Source organism: Dactylosporangium salmoneum, from assembly GCF_039532525.1.
Classification (GTDB): domain Bacteria; phylum Actinomycetota; class Actinomycetes; order Mycobacteriales; family Micromonosporaceae; genus Dactylosporangium; species Dactylosporangium salmoneum.
Genome location: NZ_BAAARV010000034.1, coordinates 35,126 through 52,303 on the forward strand (window position 1 = coordinate 35,126; position 17,178 = coordinate 52,303).

15 protein-coding genes and 1 riboswitch are annotated in these 17,178 nt (G+C 73.9%); of the genes, 4 read left to right on the forward strand and 11 right to left on the reverse strand.

Going from position 1 to position 17,178, the window contains the following annotated elements; genetic code table 11:
- Positions 1-10: 10 nt before the first annotated feature.
- A complete protein-coding gene (locus ABD352_RS23665; RefSeq protein WP_344614650.1) occupies positions 11-3,271 on the reverse strand; it encodes an FtsK/SpoIIIE domain-containing protein in 3,261 nt (1,086 codons plus the stop codon).
- Between the two features lie 200 nt (positions 3,272-3,471).
- Here ABD352_RS23665 and ABD352_RS23670 point away from each other — a divergent pair, with 200 nt between their 5' ends.
- Both ABD352_RS23670 and ABD352_RS23675 read left to right on the forward strand, forming a co-directional pair.
- Positions 3,472-4,182 carry a sulfotransferase-like domain-containing protein gene (locus ABD352_RS23670; protein WP_344614651.1) on the forward strand — a complete coding sequence of 237 codons (711 nt, stop codon included), beginning with the start codon at positions 3,472-3,474 and terminating at the stop codon, positions 4,180-4,182.
- 109 nt (positions 4,183-4,291) lie between these two features.
- Positions 4,292-6,010, forward strand: a complete 1,719-nt coding sequence (locus ABD352_RS23675) for a substrate-binding domain-containing protein (RefSeq protein WP_344614652.1) — start codon at positions 4,292-4,294, stop codon at positions 6,008-6,010.
- Between the two features lie 14 nt (positions 6,011-6,024).
- Here ABD352_RS23675 and ABD352_RS23680 read toward each other — a convergent pair whose 3' ends face one another.
- The 7 genes from ABD352_RS23680 to ABD352_RS23710 form a co-directional block, all read right to left on the reverse strand.
- Positions 6,025-6,912 carry an aminotransferase class IV gene (locus tag ABD352_RS23680; RefSeq protein WP_344614653.1) on the reverse strand — a complete coding sequence of 296 codons (888 nt, stop codon included), beginning with the start codon at positions 6,910-6,912 and terminating at the stop codon, positions 6,025-6,027.
- Complete coding sequence (locus ABD352_RS23685) at positions 6,912-7,421, reverse strand: MarR family winged helix-turn-helix transcriptional regulator (protein ID WP_344614654.1); 510 nt, start codon at positions 7,419-7,421, stop codon at positions 6,912-6,914. Before ABD352_RS23685 ends, ABD352_RS23680 begins: the two co-directional genes overlap by 1 nt.
- Before the next feature lie 66 nt (positions 7,422-7,487).
- Complete coding sequence (locus ABD352_RS23690; protein WP_344614655.1) at positions 7,488-7,886, reverse strand: hypothetical protein; 399 nt, start codon at positions 7,884-7,886, stop codon at positions 7,488-7,490.
- The gene (locus ABD352_RS23695) at positions 7,886-9,607 is read right to left on the reverse strand and encodes a PHP domain-containing protein (protein WP_344614656.1); all 1,722 of its coding nucleotides are present in this window, start codon (positions 9,605-9,607) and stop codon (positions 7,886-7,888) included. Before ABD352_RS23695 ends, ABD352_RS23690 begins: the two co-directional genes overlap by 1 nt.
- A 78-nt stretch (positions 9,608-9,685) precedes the next feature.
- On the reverse strand, positions 9,686-10,411 hold the full coding sequence (locus ABD352_RS23700; protein ID WP_344614657.1) for an energy-coupling factor transporter transmembrane component T family protein: 726 nt from the start codon (positions 10,409-10,411) through the stop codon (positions 9,686-9,688).
- Positions 10,408-11,736: an ABC transporter ATP-binding protein gene (locus ABD352_RS23705; protein ID WP_344614658.1), complete on the reverse strand. Its 1,329-nt coding sequence runs from the start codon at positions 11,734-11,736 to the stop codon at positions 10,408-10,410. Before ABD352_RS23705 ends, ABD352_RS23700 begins: the two co-directional genes overlap by 4 nt.
- 11 nt (positions 11,737-11,747) lie before the next feature.
- On the reverse strand, positions 11,748-12,320 hold the full coding sequence (locus ABD352_RS23710; protein WP_344614659.1) for an ECF transporter S component: 573 nt from the start codon (positions 12,318-12,320) through the stop codon (positions 11,748-11,750).
- A gap of 79 nt (positions 12,321-12,399) precedes the next feature.
- Positions 12,400-12,514, reverse strand: a riboswitch (TPP riboswitch).
- 52 nt (positions 12,515-12,566) lie between these two features.
- On the opposite strand from ABD352_RS23710, the gene ABD352_RS23715 reads away from it, so the two are divergent.
- Complete coding sequence (locus ABD352_RS23715; protein ID WP_344614660.1) at positions 12,567-13,397, forward strand: alpha/beta fold hydrolase; 831 nt, start codon at positions 12,567-12,569, stop codon at positions 13,395-13,397.
- Positions 13,398-13,461: 64 nt separating this feature from the next.
- Positions 13,462-15,366: an acyl-CoA dehydrogenase family protein gene (locus ABD352_RS23720; protein WP_344614661.1), complete on the forward strand. Its 1,905-nt coding sequence runs from the start codon at positions 13,462-13,464 to the stop codon at positions 15,364-15,366.
- Here ABD352_RS23720 and ABD352_RS23725 read toward each other — a convergent pair.
- From ABD352_RS23725 to ABD352_RS23735, 3 genes are read right to left on the reverse strand one after another with little or no spacing between them, the layout of a single operon-like run.
- On the reverse strand, positions 15,363-15,959 hold the full coding sequence (locus ABD352_RS23725; RefSeq protein WP_344614662.1) for a hypothetical protein: 597 nt from the start codon (positions 15,957-15,959) through the stop codon (positions 15,363-15,365). The two genes, ABD352_RS23720 and ABD352_RS23725, sit on opposite strands and share 4 nt — an antisense overlap.
- Before the next feature lie 58 nt (positions 15,960-16,017).
- Positions 16,018-16,308 carry an ArsR/SmtB family transcription factor gene (locus ABD352_RS23730; RefSeq protein ID WP_344614663.1) on the reverse strand — a complete coding sequence of 97 codons (291 nt, stop codon included), beginning with the start codon at positions 16,306-16,308 and terminating at the stop codon, positions 16,018-16,020.
- Complete coding sequence (locus ABD352_RS23735; RefSeq protein ID WP_344614664.1) at positions 16,295-17,173, reverse strand: metal ABC transporter permease; 879 nt, start codon at positions 17,171-17,173, stop codon at positions 16,295-16,297. Before ABD352_RS23735 ends, ABD352_RS23730 begins: the two co-directional genes overlap by 14 nt.
- Positions 17,174-17,178 lie beyond the last annotated feature (5 nt).

A 17,178-nucleotide genomic window follows, 5' to 3' on the forward strand; every position in this document is an offset into this window, starting at 1 on the left:
TTCAGCGTACTCAGACTTCCAGCTGCAACTGGCGGGGGCGTTGTGAAGGTGTCGTGGGCTTCACCGCCGGCGCCTCGGGCGCGGCCGTGGCCACCTGCAGCTCGATCGTGCCCTCGACGAGCCCGCGCCCGCCGGAGCGCAGCACGATCCGTCCGGGCATCAGCCGGGCCAGGGAGGTCGGCACGGCGCTGCGCTGCTCGGTGGCCAGCACCAGGTGCACGCCGACCGCCTTGCCGCCGGCGGCCACCAGGGTCAGGGCGTCGTTGAGCATCGGGTCGTGACCGTCGACGAGCACCAGCACCCGGGCGCCGTCGTGCTCGGCCAGCGCGGTGCGCTCGGCCACCAGCTCGCCGATGGTGCCCAGCAGCGCGGTGGCGGCCGGCAGGGCGGCGGCGTCGACCCGGTACATCCGCAGGGCCGCCCCGTCGAAGCGCCGCCCGAAGGAGGCCGCGATCGTGTCGAGCAGGGTGGTCTTGCCGGCGCCGGCCGGGCCGTACACCAACAGGTGCCCCAGCTCGTCCAGGTCGAGCGGCCACACGTGCACGGTCTGCGAGCTGGGCAGGTCGACCATCCCGATCGGCGCCGCGAACGCCGCCCGGGCCCCCAGGGGGCGCACCTCGTCGGCGCCGGGCGCGGTCCCCGCGATGCTGTCCGATAGCTCCGACAGCTCGTACGTGGGCAGCATGGGCGGCTGCCAGGCCTGCGGCTGATCCGGCACCCGGGCCTCCCGGTGCGCCGCGGTGATGGCCGCCACGAGCCGCCGCAGGTCGGTGATCTCGCCGGGGACCGGCACGAGCTGCGCCCCGGACGACTCCTCGGCGACCTCGGGCGCCGGGTCGGGCATGTGCAGGCCCGACTCGAAGCGCCACTCGGTCACGAGCGTGGGGCCGTGTGTGCGGTCGGCGGGGGAGCGGGCGCCGCCGTAGGCGACCTGCACGGCCTCGGGCTCGGCCGCGCCGGCCCGCACGAACGCGCGGCCGGGCAGCAGCGGGGACAGGTGGGCGGCGTCGGGGCGCTCGAGGACCTCGAGGCTGTCCTGCTCCTCGTCCACCCGCAGCGCGATGCGCAGCGGCGCCTCGGCCCGCAGGTCGTCGTCGACCAGCCCGTGCGGGTGGGCCGTGGAGAGCAGCAGGTGTACCCCGGCGGGGCGCCCCCGCCGGGCCAGCTCGCGCAGCCCGGTCACGAAGTCCGGCGGCGCGGCGGCCAGCTCGGCCACCACGATGAGCAGGTTGGCCGGGGCGGCCGCCGGGTGGCGCCGCTCCATCTCCACGATGTCCTTCACCGAGTGCCGGCGCAGGACCCCCTCCCGGCGGCGCACCTCGGCGCCGAGGGAGATCAGCACGCGCCGGGCCTGGTAGCCGTCGTCGCCGGTGAAGACGCCGACGGTGTGCGGCAGGTCGGCGCACTCGCCGAACGTGGTGCCGTCCGGGTCGACCAGGACGAAGGTGAGGCGGTTGGCGGGGTACGTCGCGGCCAGGCCCGCCAGGTAGGAGCGCAGCAGCCAGGACCGCCCGGAGCCGGGGGCGCCCGCGATGAGCCCGTTCGGGCCGTCGCGGCGCAGGTCGACCACGACCGGCCCGGTGCTGCCGAGCCCGATCGGGGCGGCCAGGCCCCGATCGCGGGTGGACGGCACCCAGCGCTTCACGATCGAGCTGGGGGCGGGCTCGCCGCCGAGGCTGAGCACCTCGCCCAGCGGGGCCAGGCGCGGGGCGGCGTTGCCGGCCGCGTCCCGGGTGGCGGCCAGGGCGTGAGCGACCCGGTCGGCGACCGCGGCGGCGAGGCCCTCGCCCTCCAGGGCGACCACGCCGGGCGGCAGCGACAGGGCCTCCGGCGCGGCCGTGAGCAGGCTGATCCCGCCCCGCGGGCCGTCCTCCACGAGGCGGGCCAGCGACTCCTGCGGTACCGAATCCGGGTCTGGAAGCACCACCACCACGTGCGGCGTGAACTGCTCGGCGATCGCGTGCCGGCCCAGCCGCCGCTGCCGCAGCAGGGCCTCGACCAGGGCCAGCACCCGGCGGCGGTCGTCCTCGCGGGCCGCCACCGTGCGCGCGCCGGGGGCGAAGGCGGTGGTCAGCGTGCGGGTGTGGGGCAGCCAGCCGGTCCACGTCCAGTGCTCGGCCTCGTCCGGTGTGGTGAGCACGACGAGCGCCAGGTCGTTGGGGCCGACGAGGGTGGCCAGCTGCACGACCCACGAGCGCAGCACCGCCCGGCGGGTCTCGTCCGGGCCGGTGGCGCCGAGCGCGCCGAGCCCGCGCAGGTCGGCCTCGACGGGGACGTCGGGGTCCAGGGTGTACCGCTGCCGCAGCGCCGCGATCCGGTCGGTGTGCGCGGGGTCGAAGTCGCCGGTGGTGGGCGCCTGCTCGAAGCGCAGCCGGCTGGGCTGGTCGTCGGTCGCCACCCGCAGCGTGAGGAAGTCCCGGTCGTCGGGGCGGCGGGCCGGCTTCTCCTGCCGTTCCGCGGCCCGCGCCAGGTGGGCCAGGCTGGGCGCCTCGGCCCGCCGCGCCTGCACCACGGCCCGGTGCTTGATGGCCGCGTCGGCCTCGGCCCGGTCCATGGCCGCGGCGAACTCGGCGGCGGGATCGGCCGCCCGGCGGCGCAGCGCGAGACGGCGGCGTTTCTGCGGCTGCGGTACGACGGGCAGCCACACGGCCGGCGGCGGACCCTTGGGCGCGGGCGGATCCGCAGGCACCTCCTCGATCGTGATCAGCGTCGTCCCGAGGCGCAGCAGCTGCCCGCCGCTCAGCGTCACGGTCCCGGTCAGCGGCGCGCCGTCCAGCCGGGTGCCGGCGGGTGAGCGCAGGTCGGTGGCGGCCACCTCGTGGCTGCCGATGCCCAGGTGCAGGTGGCGCCGGCCGGCGGTGGCGTCGGAAAGGACCAGGTCGCCGGCCGGATCGGTGCCGATGACGAACTCGCCGGGCGGCAGCGGCAGCCAGGTCCCGGTGTCCGGGCCGGCCACCACCAGCAGCTCGAAGCGGTGCCCCTCGGCCCGCACCGGGCGCTCCGGGCGCTGCTCCGGCGGGGCCAGCAGGATCGCGTCGCCGCAGCGCAGGCCCTGGTCGCCCAGCGAGCGGTTGGGGTCGAGGCGCCGGCCGGTCCGCATCAGCCAGGCCCACGTCGTCTGCTGCGGCCGGTCGGCCGGGTCGAGCAGCCCCAGCAGGGCCGCGATCAGGTCGGCGACCACGCCACCCGGGTCGGCCCGCAGCCGCACCGTGCGGTCCAGTGTCGCGGTCGAATCTCGCCTCGCCACTCGCACGTCGATCAGCAGGTCCATCGACCGGCCCCTTCCTTCCCGCGCAGCATCGATCCGTCGTCGGTCTCCAGAAAGCCTGGTGGCGGGGCGGGCGCACTGCAGGGCTCCGCCCTTGACAGTAAGCGCCGCAACGCCGAGTGGATCGCATCGACGCGCGCCAGGATTTCGTGCTATACGCGAGTAAAACGGGCGGAACGGCGAGTGGGTTACCCTCGTGCACCATGACGGTGCGTGTCGCGATGTGGTCAGGCCCCCGCAACATCTCCACGGCGATGATGCGCAGCTTCGGCGCGCGGCCCGACACGGTGGTGGTCGACGAGCCGCTGTACGCGCACTACCTGCAGGAGACCGGCCTGGACCACCCGGCCCGGGAGGAGATCCTCGCCTCGCAGCCACGCCGCTGGCAGGACGCGGTCGCCGGGCTCCTGGGGCCGGTCGGGGCGCAGGTGTACTACCAGAAGCACATGACCCATCACCTGCTCCCGCAGGTGGGCCGGGACTGGCTGGCCGAGGTGACCAACGCGTACCTGATTCGCGATCCGGCGTACGTGGTGGCCTCCTACGCGAAGGTCCGCGGGGAGCCGACGCTGGAGGATCTGGGGTACCCCCAGCAGGTGGAGATCTTCCGCGCCCACGGCGGCCCGGTGGTCGACGCCGTCGACGTGCTGCGCGCCCCGGCGGGCACGCTGTCCGCCCTGTGCGCGGCGCTCGGCCTGTCCTGGGACCCGGCGATGCTCTCCTGGCCGGCGGGGCAGCGGTCCACCGACGGGGTGTGGGCGCCGCACTGGTACGCGGCGGTGGAGCGCTCGACGGGGTTCGTCCCCTACGACCCGGCGCCGGCGGAGGTGCCGGACCGGCTGCGGTCGCTGGTGGATCGGGCGCGGCCGCTGTACGAGGAACTGGCCGCGCACCGCATCACGCCACAGGGCTGAGAGGCGCCGGACACGTGTCCGGCGTTCGCCGGCCGTTCGCCAACGGGGCACCGGCGGGACGCGTGCAAGCGGTCGAATCGTCTCCTTCGACGAAGTGGAGGGGGACCACATGCGCCGATCCGCGAGCGCAACAGCACTGTCGTTACTCCTGACGTCCGTCGTCACGGCGGCCGGCGGCCCGGCGTGGGGCGCCGCCCACGCCCGGATCGAGGGCACCGGATCCTCGATGGCGGCCAACGCGATGAGCCAGTTCGTCGCCGACGTCCAACAGAAGGGCCTGCAGGTCGTCTACACCGCGACCGGCTCGGCGGCCGGGCGCAAGGACTTCGCCAACCAGGTGAACGACTTCGCGATCAGCGACCTGCCGTTCAGGGGCTACGATCCGCGCACCGGCGAGGACGACTCCAGCCGCGGTCGGCCGTTCGCGTACCTGCCGCTGGTCGGCTCGGCCACCACGTTCCCCTTCCACGTGGTGGTCGACGGCGCGCTCGTGCGGGACCTGAAGCTCTCCGGCGACACCCTGGCCAGGATCTTCACGAACCAGATCACCGAGTGGAGCGACCCGCGGATCACGGCTGACAACGGCGGGCGGGAGCTGCCGGCGCTGCCGATCACCCCCGTGCTGCACGCCGAGGGCTCCGGCGCCGGCTGGCAGTTCACCTCCTACCTGGCCGACCGGTTCCCGGCGCTCTGGGGGCCCTTCGCCGGCGCGAACGCGCCGACCGAGTACTTCCCGCTCCGGGGCAACGCGATCTCCGCGAACGGCTCCGACGGCGTGATGCACCAGATCGCGTCGGTGAACGGCGCGATCGGCTACGACGAGTACTCGTACGCCCTCGCCGTCGGCTATCCGGTGGCCTCGGTGGGCAACGCGTCCGGCGCGTTCGTGGCGCCGACCCCGCAGGCCACCTCCGTCTCGCTGACCTACGCGAAGGTCAACAACAATCCGGCCTCGCCGGACTACCTCACGGCGGACCTGAGCCGGCTGTACACCGCGACGGACCCGCGGGTGTACCCGCTGGCGTCGTACGTGTACACGATCCTGCCGACGGGTAGCGGCGCCGACGAGCGCCGGCTGACCACCGCGAAGCGGCAGACGCTTGTCGACTTCTTCCACTACGCGCTGTGCGCCGGCCAGACCACGATCGAGCACATCGGCTACGCCCCGCTGCCGCCGAACCTGGTCGCGGCCGGCTTCGACCAGCTGCGCAGGCTCCACGACGCCGACCCGGCCGTCGACGTGTCCGCTCTCGCGAGCTGCGACGCCACCGGCAGCGGGACCGGGGGCGGGGTGCCGCTCGACGCCAGCGACGAGACGGCCCCCTACGAGGGCGCCGTGGCGCTGCAGGTCGCCGGCGGCACCGCGGTGCACCTGCGGCAGCTCGACCCGGGCACGCCGGCCGGCCACCCGGTGCAGGGCACGGACCCGACCGGGCACCGGCACGCCTGGGTCTTCACCGGGTCGCTGTCCGGCATCTCGGTCGGCGACTCCCGCCCCGGCCAGCCCGGCTGGACGCTGAGCGGGCAGTCGACCGACTTCGTCAACGGCGCCACCACGGTCTCCGCAGCGCACTTCGGCTGGACACCGGCGCTGGTCGCCGCAGGCAGCGACGCCGAGGGCCTCCCCGTGGCCGGGCCCGCGATCGCCCCCAGGATGCAGGTCCCGGACAGCCTGGGCCTCGCCGGGGTGTCCATGCTGGCCGGCGCGCCCGGCGGCAGCGGCCTGGGCACCCAGCACGTCCGCGCGGACATGGTGCTGTGGATCCCCGACACCTCGCCGACCGGCACCTACACCGGCACGCTGACGCTCACGCTCATCAGCGGCTGAACCGGCGCGCCCGGCTACAGGGCAACAGCGTTGGCTCGGGCGTGGTCGCGGTAGAGCTCGGCGATCTGCCGGGTCACCGGGCCGACCTTGCCCGAGCCGATCGGGCGCCCGTCGATCGTCACCACGCCCGCGATCTCGCCCATGGTGCCGGTGCAGAAGACCTCGTCCGCCGTGTACATCTCCACCTGGGCCAGGTCGCGGACCTCGACCGGCAGCGGGGCGATGCGCAGTACCGTGTCGCGGGTGATGCCCTCCGGGCAGGCCACCGCGCGCGGGGTGAGCAGCCGCCCCTCGGCCACCGCGAACAGGTGGGTGGCGTTGGTCTCGGCCACGAAGCCGCGGGCGTCGAGCATCATCGCGTCGTCGGCCCCGGCCACGTTGGCCTCCATCTTGGCCAGGATCGAGTTCAGCAGGTTGTTGTGGTGGATGCGCGGGTCGAGCACGTCCGGGCCGGGGCGGCGCACGCTGCTGGTGATCAGGGTCAGGCCGCCGGTGTCGTAGACCGGGGCCTTGAACTCGGCCAGCACGATGAGCGTGCAGCCGTCGCGGTTGAGGCGCGGGTCCATGCCGCTGGTCACCTTCACGCCGCGGGTCAGGGTCAGGCGCACGTGGACGCCGTCGCGCATGTCGTTGGCGGCCAGCGTGGCCCGCAGCGCGGCGATGACGTCCTCGTCGGCGGGGATGCCGGCGAAGCCCAGCGCGATGGCCGATCGGCGCAGCCGGGCCAGGTGCTCGTGCAGGCCGTAGATGCCGCCGTCGTAGAGGCGCAGTCCCTCCCACACCGCGTCGCCGCCCTGCACCACCGAGTCGAAGGGCGAGATGCCCGGCTCGTCGCGGTGGCGGAGGGTGCCGTTCACCCAGTACCGCAGGTCGGCGTTGCGCTCGTCGTATCGCTGCAGCATCAGTCGTCCTCCTTGGCGATGTCCCCAAGCGCGATCAGCACCTCGCGCAGCCCTTCGGCGGCCGAGCCGACCAGCGCCTCGGGCGCGGCGGCGAACTGCCGGGCCTGCGCCGCGGTCACCGCCCGCACGATCTTCTCGGCGGCCGGCACCCCGCGCTCGCTGAGCCGCACCCAGGCGACCCTGGCGTCGCCGGGGTCGGCGGCGCGCTCGATGAGCCCGTCCTGTTGCAGCCGGCGCAGCACGTTGCTGATCCCGCCGGACGTGAGCAGCAGGCCGGAGGCGAGCTCCGAGGGCTTCAGCGCGTAGGGCGGGCCCACCCGGCGCAGCGCCGAGAGCACGTCGAACTCGGCCGGGGTGCGGCCCGCGGCGGCGGTCTCGGTGCGGACCACCTCCTGCAGGCGGCCGGCCAGGCGGTGGATGCGCTTACCCAGCTCCATCGGCGGGCCGACCACGTCGGGCAGCGGGGTGCGCCACTCCTCGACGACGGCGTCCACGTGGTCCCTGGGCATGCCCGAAAGCCTAATAGGGGCCCGCCGCGAAGCGACGGGCCCCAGGAACTCCGGGAACTCCAGGAACTAGTGGTCGGTGCAGCAGGGCCGGTTGTTCGGCGGCTCGAAGGGGACCAGCACGCCGTTGCGGGCGAACTGGGTCACCAGCGTCAGGACGCCGTCGCGCCAGATCGGCCGGACGAAGTCGCGGGTGTCGACGAGCATCTCCGGCACCGCCGCCATGCCGCCCAGGATCACGACCTTCTCGATCGCCGAGCCATCGAGGATGGCCGAGACCGCCATCGTGCCCTTGAGCTGCTCCGCGCCCTCGAACAGCACCTGGCGGGCGCCCTCCGGGGGCGCGTCCGCGCCGGCGTCTCCGAGCAGACCGACGGCGACCTGGCCGCCGTCGAAGTACGTGAACGCGGGGCGGCCGGCCGTCAGGATGTGATGGTCGGCCGCCTGTACGTCGGGGAACTGCGTCATTACCGCGTGTAGACCCAGATCGGGTTGGCGTAGAACCACAGGTCCTTCCACGGGTCGGCGTCGCCGAGGACGTCGATGGCCGGGCCGGCCGGGTCGATCGCCGCGCCGAGGTAGCCCGGGGCGGTGCGGTTGCCGTCGGTGCCGCGCAGGCGCACGTAGAACGCCTTGTCCACCGCGCCGAGGTCGTAGGTGAACGACACGGTGCCGGTCGACTTGTTGACCTCGAAGCTCTTGACGACCTTCGTGTTCGGCGCCTTCATCGAGTCCTGGTCGCTCACCGCGCCGGTGACCTCGCCACGGATGACGTCCACCCGGGCCAGGGTCGGCACGAAGTTCGCCCAGTTCGGCGTGTTGGCCAGGTTGATCTTGATGACCAGCTCGGCGCTCTGGCCGCGGCGCACCACCAGCGAGTCACCGAGGGTGACGCCGGTCGGGCTGCCCTTCACGCGCACCTGCACGTCGAGGCCGCTGATCAGGCCGCCGTGGTCGACCCAGACGCGGCCGGCCCGCAGGCCGTCCATGACCGAGGCGTAGCTGAAGTCGCGCGAGCCGACGTGAGTGCGGCTGTAGTAGCCGGGCCAGAAGTCGCCGGGCGTGAGGCTGGTCGGCTGACCGTAGACCGGGTCGAAGTGGTAGCCGTTGGTGTTGAAGTCGGTGTTGCCCGGGCGGGCCGCCGTCTCCTCGTACACCACGTGCGAGTCCGAGTTGGCGGTGATCCACCAGGCCTTGCCCTCGGCGAGGAGGCTGTCCCAGAGGCCGCCGACGGTCGCGGTCATCCAGTCGAAGCCGCCCCAGGTGCGGTAGCTCTCCAGCGGGAAGCCGGGGAACGACTTGGCGTTGGGGGCGTTCTCGTAGTAGCCACGGCCGGCGCCGCCGCCGTTGGGCTTGGCGATGCCCGCGGCCTGGTGGCCGGGGGCGCCCTCGAAGCCGATGGCGATCCTCGGGTTGGCGTCGCGCCAGCCGCGGATCTCGTGCGGCGAGTCGATGCCGTTGCGGGCCGGGTGGTTGGCCAGGAACAGCGCGTCCTGGACCCGCCGCTTGGTGACCTGGTCGCCGAGGAACTTGATGCCGGCGATGGCCAGCGCCTCGGTGACGGCGTTGGGGTCGACCGCGCCGACGACGGAGCCGTCGAAGGTGTTCTCGAACTCCTTGAGGACGGCGACCTCGTTGGCCCCCGGGTGCACGAAGACGGTGCCGTGCTCCGCCTGCGGGATGTTCCACTCCAGGCCCTGGAAGACGAGCATGTCCTTGTAGTCCGCGCGGGCCGCGCGGATCAGTGGGTTGACCTTCTCGACGCCGATCTTGGAGTGCTGCACCGTGCCGTGGTCGGTGATGACCATCCAGTCCAGGCCGTACGCCGAGGCGTGCTTGACCTGGTCGCCCGGGCGGTACATGCCGTCGCTGGAGAACTGGGTGTGGATGTGGTGGTCGCCGGCCAGCCACTTGTAGTTGCCGGACGTCGGGCGGCCGTGGCCGTGCCGGTCCCAGCCGTTGAAGTCGTGCTGCTGGTCGTCGTCGTGCGCGTGGGCGACACCGGCGTTGGCCAGCGCGCCACCCGCGGCGGCGGCCGCGCCCAGCAGACCGGCGCGGCGCAGGAAGCCGCGGCGCGAGACGTCGCCGGGGGAGAGCTCACTGTCGGGGATCGAAGCGTCGAGAACCGCGGGGACGTCGCCGGTGGTGTGCGGCATGTCCTCGTGGTGGTGGTGATGGCCGTGGCCCATGAGGGAAGGCTCCGTTTCGCTCGGTGGTCCTCATGGCCGACCCTCGACGTTGTCGGAGAACAACAGGTAGCGATACGACTATGCGTACGCGAACTTCAGCACGATCACCGCGATGGCAATTGCCACCCCAGCGACCACCACCAATGCGTCCGGCCAGCCGAAACGGGTCTCGCGGGCGATCGTGCGGGGGCCTTCCCGGTCGAAGCCGCGGGCCTCCATCGCCGTCGCCAGCCGGATGCCGCGCCGGATGGCCGCCACGAGCAGACCGAACAGGGTCGAGAAGGGCCCCGCGCGGGTACCGCGGGCCCGCCGCGCCAACCGGATCAGCCGGTACTCCTCGGCCAGCAACGGCGCCAGGCGCAGCGCGGCCAGCGCCCCGATCGCGAAGCGCGGCGGGACCCGCAGGTGCGCGACCAGCGAGTCGGCGAGGTCGGTCGGGTCGATGGTGGCGAAGACCACGATCCCGGGCAGCGCCACCGCGAGCAGCCGCAGCGCGTAGCCGAGCGCGTCCTGCCGGATGTCGAGCCCGGCGACGTGGGCCAGGACGGGGGAGTGCCGCTCGCCGAAGAGCACGCCGAAGGCGAAGACGCCGGCCGCCGAGGCCAGCAGGGGCCAGCCGCGCCGCCACAGCACGGCGGGGGCGACCCCGGTCAGCGGCAGCGCGGCCAGCAGCGCCCCGATGGCGGTGAGCGCCACGACCGGCTCGAGGCTCGTCATCAGGGCCACGGTGACCAGCAGCGTGGCGAGCAGCTTGGCGGTCGCGTCCCGCCGGGCGAGCCACCCGCCGGCCCCTCGACCGCTCACCGGGTCAGCTCCAGGCGGCGGTCGCCGATCGCGTCGACGAGCTGCGGGTCGTGGGTGACCAGGACCAGTGCCCGGCCCTCGTCGCGCAGGTCGGCCAGCAGCGTGACCAGCTCCCGCCAGGTGCGCAGGTCCTGGCCGAAGGTCGGCTCGTCGAGCACCAGCACCCGCGGCGCCGCGGCCAGGGCGGTGGCCACGCTGAGCCGCCGCTGCTCGCCGCCGGAGAGGGTGAACGGGTTGGCCAGGGCCAGCTTGTCCAGGTACAGGCGCTCCAACAGCTCGTCCACGGCGGCCGGGGACGCCCCGCACAGGGCCAGCTCCTCGCGCACGGTCGCGGTCACGAACTGGTGCTCCGGGTTCTGGAACACCGAGCCGATCCGTCCGGCCAGCCGTCCGGCCCGCCAGCGGTGCGGCGGGCGGGCGGCGTCCCGGCCGGCCAGCTCGGCGGCGGCCGAAACCCGGCCGCCGGCCGGGCGGGCCAGCCCGCCCAGCAGCAGGGCCAGGGTGGTCTTGCCGGCGCCGTTGGGCCCCTCGACCGCGAGGGCCTGGCCCGCCAGCACCTCCTCGTCGACGACCGTGCCGGTGTGCGGCAGGACCAGCCCCTGCGCGCGCAGCAGCGGCCCGCCCGGCGCGGCGGCGGCCTTGCGAGCCGGCAGCGCGGCGCCCGGCGCCCACACCGCGTCCGGGTGCTCGCCGATCACGACGGCCCGGTCGACCAGGGCCAGCGCCTCCTCGACCCGGTGCTCGACGAGCACCATGGTGGCGTCGAGGTCGGCCAGCGCCTTGGTCACGGCGGTGCGCACCAGCCGGGCCCCCTCCGGGTCGAGGTTCGCGGTCGGCTCGTCGAGCAGCAGCAGGCCGGGGCGCAGGGCGATGGCCCCGGCGATGGCCAGCCGCTGCTGCTCGCCGCCGGAGAGCGCCGAGGTGTCGCGGTCGCGGCCGTACGGGAAGCCGACGGCGGCCAGGGCGGCGTCGACCGCCGGCCAGATCTCGGCCCGCGGCACGCCCCGGTTCTCCAGGCCGAAGGCGACGTCGTCGCCGGCCCGGCGCATGACCAGCTGGGTCTGCGGGTCCTGGAACACGATCGCGGTCCCGGCCCGCGCCTCGCGGGCCGGGCGGCCGTCGACGAGGACCTCGCCCTCCTGCTCGCCGGAGTCCTCGGCGAGCAGGCCGGCGAGCGCGGCGAGCAGGGTGCTCTTGCCGGCGCCCGAGGCGCCCTGCAGCAGTACCCGCTCGCCGTGCTCGATGCGCAGGTCCAAGCCGCGCACGGCCCAGGCCTTGCGCCCGGCGTGCCGCCAACCGAACCCGCGGAACTCGACGGAACCCATTGCTGTGCGTATCAGACCGCGACGCGCTCCCGGCCCGACGGGAAGCGGTCGAGCACGCCCGTGCGGGAAAGCGCCCGCTGCAGGGCCCAGCTGCCCGCGCCCGCGATCACCGCGCTGCTCACGATCACCAGGATCGCGTACGTCCAGCGCTGGCCGGTCGTCATCGGCGGGAGGTACTGCAGGACGCCCAGGTCCATCAGCGCCGCCCCGGCGCCGGACAGTGCGCCGCCGACCACGGCGTTGACCAGCCCGAAGCGGCGGTAGCCGGTGGCCGCGAAGGCGAACTCGCCGCCGATGCCCTGCACCAGGCCGGACGCGATGATGGTGAAGGTCCAGGGGGAGCCCATGACGGCGGAGATGGTGGCGGCGACGAGCTCGACGAACAGCCCGGCGCCGGGCTTGCGCACGACAAGCGGGCCGAGCACGGCGGGGATCAGCCACACGCCGTAGATGGCGGCCCGCCACGGCAGGGCGAAGCCGTTCAGCGCCGCCCACAGGTTGTTCCAGGCGTAGAAGACGGCGGCGAAGGCCACGGCGATGACGGCGGCCACGACGATGTCGACGGTGCGCCAACGTGTCTGCATTGCGAGATGCCTCCTAGTTCGGGGGTGAACCAGAAGGAGACGCGACGCCACGCGACCACGGATGGACGACGTGACGACTGGCGTGAGGTGACCGAACTCCCTGCGCTGGCATTACCCAGATCAGGTTCGAGGGTCTGCGCCGCCGTGGTCCGGCGGTCACACTCTCAGCGCTGTGCGCTCCCCTGTCGGATGTGCAGTTGTTCCCTGAAGGTAACAGTGAATCTTCTTCGCTCGTAGGCTCGGGTCATGAAAATCACGGCGCGCGATCTCACGTTCGACGTGGTCGAAGGTGGGCCGGCGGATGGGCGCGAGCCCGTCCTGCTGCTGCACGGCTTCCCCCAGCACAGCGGCGAGTGGGCGGCGGTGACCCCGCACCTGCACGCGGCCGGCCTGCGCACCTACGCCCTCGACCAGCGCGGGACCTCGCCGGGGGCCCGGCCCGAGGCGGTCGAGGCCTACCGGATCACGGAGTGCGCCCTGGACGTGGTGGCGGTCCTCGACGCGCTGGGGCTTGCCTCGGTACACCTGGTGGGGCACGACTGGGGGGCGGTGTGCGCCTGGAACGTGGCCCTGCGCCACCCCGAGCGGGTGCGCACCCTCACCGCCGTGTCGCTGCCGCACCCGCACGCCAGCGCCCACGCGACCTCGACCGATCCCGACCAGAAGGCCCGGTTCGGCTACATCAAGCTGTTCCGCCAGGCCGGCGTGGCCGAGGAGCGGCTGCTCGCCGAGGACGCGCGGCGCCTGCGCCGGCTGTTCGACGGCTCGGGCCTGTCCGCCGAGGCGGTCGACGGCTACGTGCGGCCGCTGCTGGAGCCGGGGGCGCTGACCGCGGCGCTGAACTGGTACCGCGCGATGAGCCCCCTCGACCTCGTCGGGCTCGGGCCGTGCCAGGTGCCCACGACGTACCTGTGGAGCGACGGCGACCTGGCCGTCGGCCCCACGGCGGCCCGCGCCTGCGCCGAGCACGTGGCCGCGGACTACCGGTTCGTCCCACTTGCGGGCATCAGTCACTGGATTCCCGATCAGGCGCCATCCGAGGTTGCGGCGGCCGTGCTGGCCCGCTCGCTCGGCTGAGGCATAGCGCACCCTACCCGCGGGTAATAACCTGGCTTGTAGGCCCGATCACCTGGGGGTGGCCATGGTTTCCACGTCGGTGCGCGCCGAGCGGGAGGCGCGCAAGGTCATCGAGGAGAGTCGCGAGACCGAGTGGAGGAAGCCCAGCTTCGGCAAGGAGCTCTTCCTGGGCCGGTTCCGCCTCGATCTCATCGACCCGCTGCCGGAGCTCGACCCGGTGGCCGAGGCGCGCGGGACGGAGTTCCGCGCGAAGCTCGCCGCGTACCTCTCGGCCGAAGTCGACGGCCAGCAGATCGAGCGCGACGCGCGCATCCCGGACGAGGTCCTGCGCTCCCTCGGGGAGCTGGGCGCCTTCGGCATGAAGATCGACGAGAAGTACGGCGGCCTGGGCCTCACCAACCTGGACTACTGCCGCGCGCTCATGCTCACCGGCTCGGTCAGCCCGGCGATCGGCGCGCTGCTGTCGGCGCACCAGTCCATCGGGGTGCCGCAGCCGCTGAAGCTGGTCGGCACCGACAAGCAGAAGCGGGAGTTCCTGCCCCGGCTGGCCGCCGGCGAGGTGTCGGCCTTCCTGCTCACCGAGCCCGAAGTGGGCTCCTACCCGGCGAACCTGCGCACGTCCGCGGTACCGACGCCGGAGGGTGACTACCTGCTCAACGGGGTGAAGCTGTGGGCGACCAACGGCACCCTGGCCACGCTGTTCGTGGTCATGGCGCTGGTGCCCAAGAGCGAGGGGCACCGCGGCGGCATCACCGCCTTCGTGGTGGACGGCGACGCGCCGGGCGTGACGATCGAGCGCCGCAACGCCTTCATGGGCCTGCGCGGCCTGGAGAACAGCGTCACCCGCTTCCACGACGTGCGCATCCCGGCGGCCAATGTCATCGGCGGCGAGGGCCAGGGCCTGCGCATCGCGCTGAGCACCCTCAACACCGGCCGGCTGTCGCTGCCCGCGATGTGCGTCGGGGCCGGCAAGTGGTGCCTCGGGGTGGCCCGCGAGTGGGCCGCCGAGCGGGTGCAGATGGGCCGGCCGATCGGCACGTACGAGGCCATCGCCAAGAAGGTCGCGTTCATCGCCGGCTCGACCTACGGCATGGAGGCGATGCTCGAGGTCGCCTGCCGGCTGGCCGACGACAACCGCAACGACATCCGCATCGAGGCCGCGCTGGTCAAGCTCTACGCCAGCGAGCTGGCCTGGAAGGTCGCCGACGAGCTGGTGCAGATCCGCGGCGGCCGCGGCTACGAGACCGCCGAGTCCCTCGCCGCGCGCGGCGAGCGGGCCATCCCGGCCGAGCAGATCCTGCGCGACCTGCGGATCAACCGCATCTTCGAGGGCTCGACCGAGATCATGCACCTGGCCATCGCCCGCGAGGCGGTCGACGCCCACCTCTCCGTGGCCGGCGACATCATCGACCCGGAGGCCGGCCTCGGCCGCAAGGCGAAGGCGGCCGGCAACGCGGGCGCCTTCTACGCCAAGTGGCTGCCGACGCTGGTGGCCGGCAAGGGCCAGCTCCCCGGCGGCTATGGGGACTTCGGCCCGCTGGCCGGGCACCTGCGCTACGTCGCGCGGGCCTCCCGGCGGCTGGCCCGGGAGACCTTCTACGCGATGGCCCGCTGGCAGGGCAAGCTCGAGCACAAGCAGGGCTTCCTCGGCCGGGTCGTGGACATCGGGGCGGAGCTGTTCGCGATGGCGGCCGCCTGCGTGAAGGCCCGCACCGAGCTGGCGGCGCGGCCGGAGGGCGTGGAGCTGGCCGACCTGTTCTGCCGGCAGGCCACGCTGCGGGCCGAGGCGCTCTTCCGCGACCTGTGGGACAACGCCGACTCCGTGGAGCTGTCCGCGGCGAACCGGGTGCTGCAGGGGCGGTACCTCGGCCTGGAGGAGGGCGTCGTGGCCCCGCCTGCCGCGGGCGAGTGGACGTCCGGCTGGACCCAGGGCCCCTCGCAGGCCGAGGACGTCCGCCGCCGCTTCTAACGCAGTCCCAGCCCCTTGAGCTCCAGCCTCGCCAGGGCCTCGACCGCCTCGGGATCGCCGCGCCGCCACAGCGCGGCGATCTGCGGGTCGAGGCTCAGCAGGCGCTTGAGCGGCTGGGTGGCCAGGGCCCGCAGGGCGAGCAGGTCCTTGCCGGCCGCCGCGGTGCGCAGCCGGGCGGCCGAGCCGGCCCGGCGGACCCAGCGGATGCGCAGCGGCAGCCAGACGCCGATCACGAGCAGCACGGGGACGACGACCACCACCACGGACAGGACCCAGGCCAGGTCGTTGATGATGGTCTGCTGCTCCCGCCCGGCGTCGGCCAGCGACGTGGCCGCGCCGGCCGCGTCGCTGAACGGCGAGGCGACCGAGTCGGGCACGCCCGGCAGGTCCTTGATCTTGTCGCCCGCCGAGGTGAGGTTGCGGGCCAGGCCGTCGCCGGCGCCCTCGAGCTTCTGCCCGGGGACGGCCAGCTTCTGGATCAGGTCGAGCAGCGCCATGCCCAGCCTCACCCAGGCGTACACCCACACGACGACGAAGGCGTCGGTGACGAGCTGCCGGATGGCGACGGGGGCGCGGTCGGCATAGAGCTTCATGCCTTCAAGCGTGGGGCACGACCGTCGATCCCGCTGGGCTCGCCGGCCCCGGGTGCCGTCAGTGTCCTTCGCGGGCGTGACTCACGGCGTCGGCCACGATGTGGGCCACGTGCTCGTCGATGAGCGAGTACGCGATCTCCCGCCCCCGCCGCGACCCGCGCACCACGCCCGCGCCGCGCAGCACGCGCAGGTGCTGCGAGACCAGCGGCTGCGGCGCGGCCAGGGTCTCGACCAGCTCGTGCACGCAGCGCGGCCCGGCGGCCAGCTCGGTGACGATCCGGATGCGCAGCGGGGCCGACAGCGCCCGCAGCAGCTCGCCGGCCGCCTCGTAGCCGTCAGGCGCCGGCATGCGCGTCGCTCGCCACGTCGTCGAGGGCGGGGGTCTCCTGCCGGTGGCGGGCACCGCGGGCGGCCCGGACGGCGGCGACCCCGACGGTGACGGCGAAGAAGCCGGCGATGGCCAGCAGCACCACGGTGGCGCCCGGGCCGGTGTCGATCGCGGTCGACAGCCACACGCCGCCGCCGGAGACGACCAGGCCCAGGCCGATGGCGGCGAGCATGGTGGCCCGGAAGCCGCGGGTCATCTGCTGCGCGGTCGCCACCGGCACCACCATGAGCGCGCTGACCAGCAGCAGCCCGACGGCCCGCATGGCCACGGTGACGGTGACGGCGGTGGTGACCGCCAGGATGAGGTTCAGGGTGCGCACCGGGAGACCCGAGACGCGGGCGTACTCCTCGTCGTGGCACACCGCGAAGAGCCACGGCCGCAGCAGCAGCGCGACGGCGAGCACGGCGACGCCGAGGATCAGCATCACCGCCAGGTCCTGCCGGCTGGTGGTCAGGGGAGAGCCGAAGAGGTACGTCACCAGGCTCCGGCTGCTCTGCGCGTCGGACAGGTTGACGAGGACCACGCCGCCGGAGATGCCGCCGTAGAAGAGCATCGACAGGGCGATGTCGCCCGACGTGCGGCCCCGCTCGCGGACCAGCTCGATGACCACGGCGCCGGCCGCGGCGGCGAGGACGGCCATGATGACGGGGGAGCGGTGCAGCAGCAGCCCGAGCCCGACGCCGGTGAGCGCGACGTGGCCGAGGCCGTCGCCGATCAGCGACAGGCGCCGCTGGACCAGGTAGACGCCGATGGCCGGGGCCGCGGCTCCGGTGATGAGCGCCCCGAGCAGGGCACGGATCATGAAGTCGTACGCGAAGATGCCCATCGGCG

Coding starts and splice junctions, on each gene's coding strand:
- ABD352_RS23720 (WP_344614661.1), top strand. CDS start 13,462: ATGGTTTCCACGTCGGTGCGCGCCGAGCGGGAGGCGCGCAAGGTCATC.
- ABD352_RS23670 (WP_344614651.1), top strand. CDS start 3,472: ATGACGGTGCGTGTCGCGATGTGGTCAGGCCCCCGCAACATCTCCACG.
- ABD352_RS23695 (WP_344614656.1), bottom strand. CDS start 9,607: ATGGGCCACGGCCATCACCACCACCACGAGGACATGCCGCACACCACC.
- ABD352_RS23665 (WP_344614650.1), bottom strand. CDS start 3,271: ATGGACCTGCTGATCGACGTGCGAGTGGCGAGGCGAGATTCGACCGCG.
- ABD352_RS23685 (WP_344614654.1), bottom strand. CDS start 7,421: ATGCCCAGGGACCACGTGGACGCCGTCGTCGAGGAGTGGCGCACCCCG.
- ABD352_RS23725 (WP_344614662.1), bottom strand. CDS start 15,959: ATGAAGCTCTATGCCGACCGCGCCCCCGTCGCCATCCGGCAGCTCGTC.
- ABD352_RS23710 (WP_344614659.1), bottom strand. CDS start 12,320: ATGCAGACACGTTGGCGCACCGTCGACATCGTCGTGGCCGCCGTCATC.
- ABD352_RS23690 (WP_344614655.1), bottom strand. CDS start 7,886: ATGACGCAGTTCCCCGACGTACAGGCGGCCGACCATCACATCCTGACG.
- ABD352_RS23675 (WP_344614652.1), top strand. CDS start 4,292: ATGCGCCGATCCGCGAGCGCAACAGCACTGTCGTTACTCCTGACGTCC.
- ABD352_RS23735 (WP_344614664.1), bottom strand. CDS start 17,173: ATGGGCATCTTCGCGTACGACTTCATGATCCGTGCCCTGCTCGGGGCG.
- ABD352_RS23705 (WP_344614658.1), bottom strand. CDS start 11,736: ATGGGTTCCGTCGAGTTCCGCGGGTTCGGTTGGCGGCACGCCGGGCGC.
- ABD352_RS23680 (WP_344614653.1), bottom strand. CDS start 6,912: ATGCTGCAGCGATACGACGAGCGCAACGCCGACCTGCGGTACTGGGTG.
- ABD352_RS23715 (WP_344614660.1), top strand. CDS start 12,567: ATGAAAATCACGGCGCGCGATCTCACGTTCGACGTGGTCGAAGGTGGG.
- ABD352_RS23730 (WP_344614663.1), bottom strand. CDS start 16,308: ATGCCGGCGCCTGACGGCTACGAGGCGGCCGGCGAGCTGCTGCGGGCG.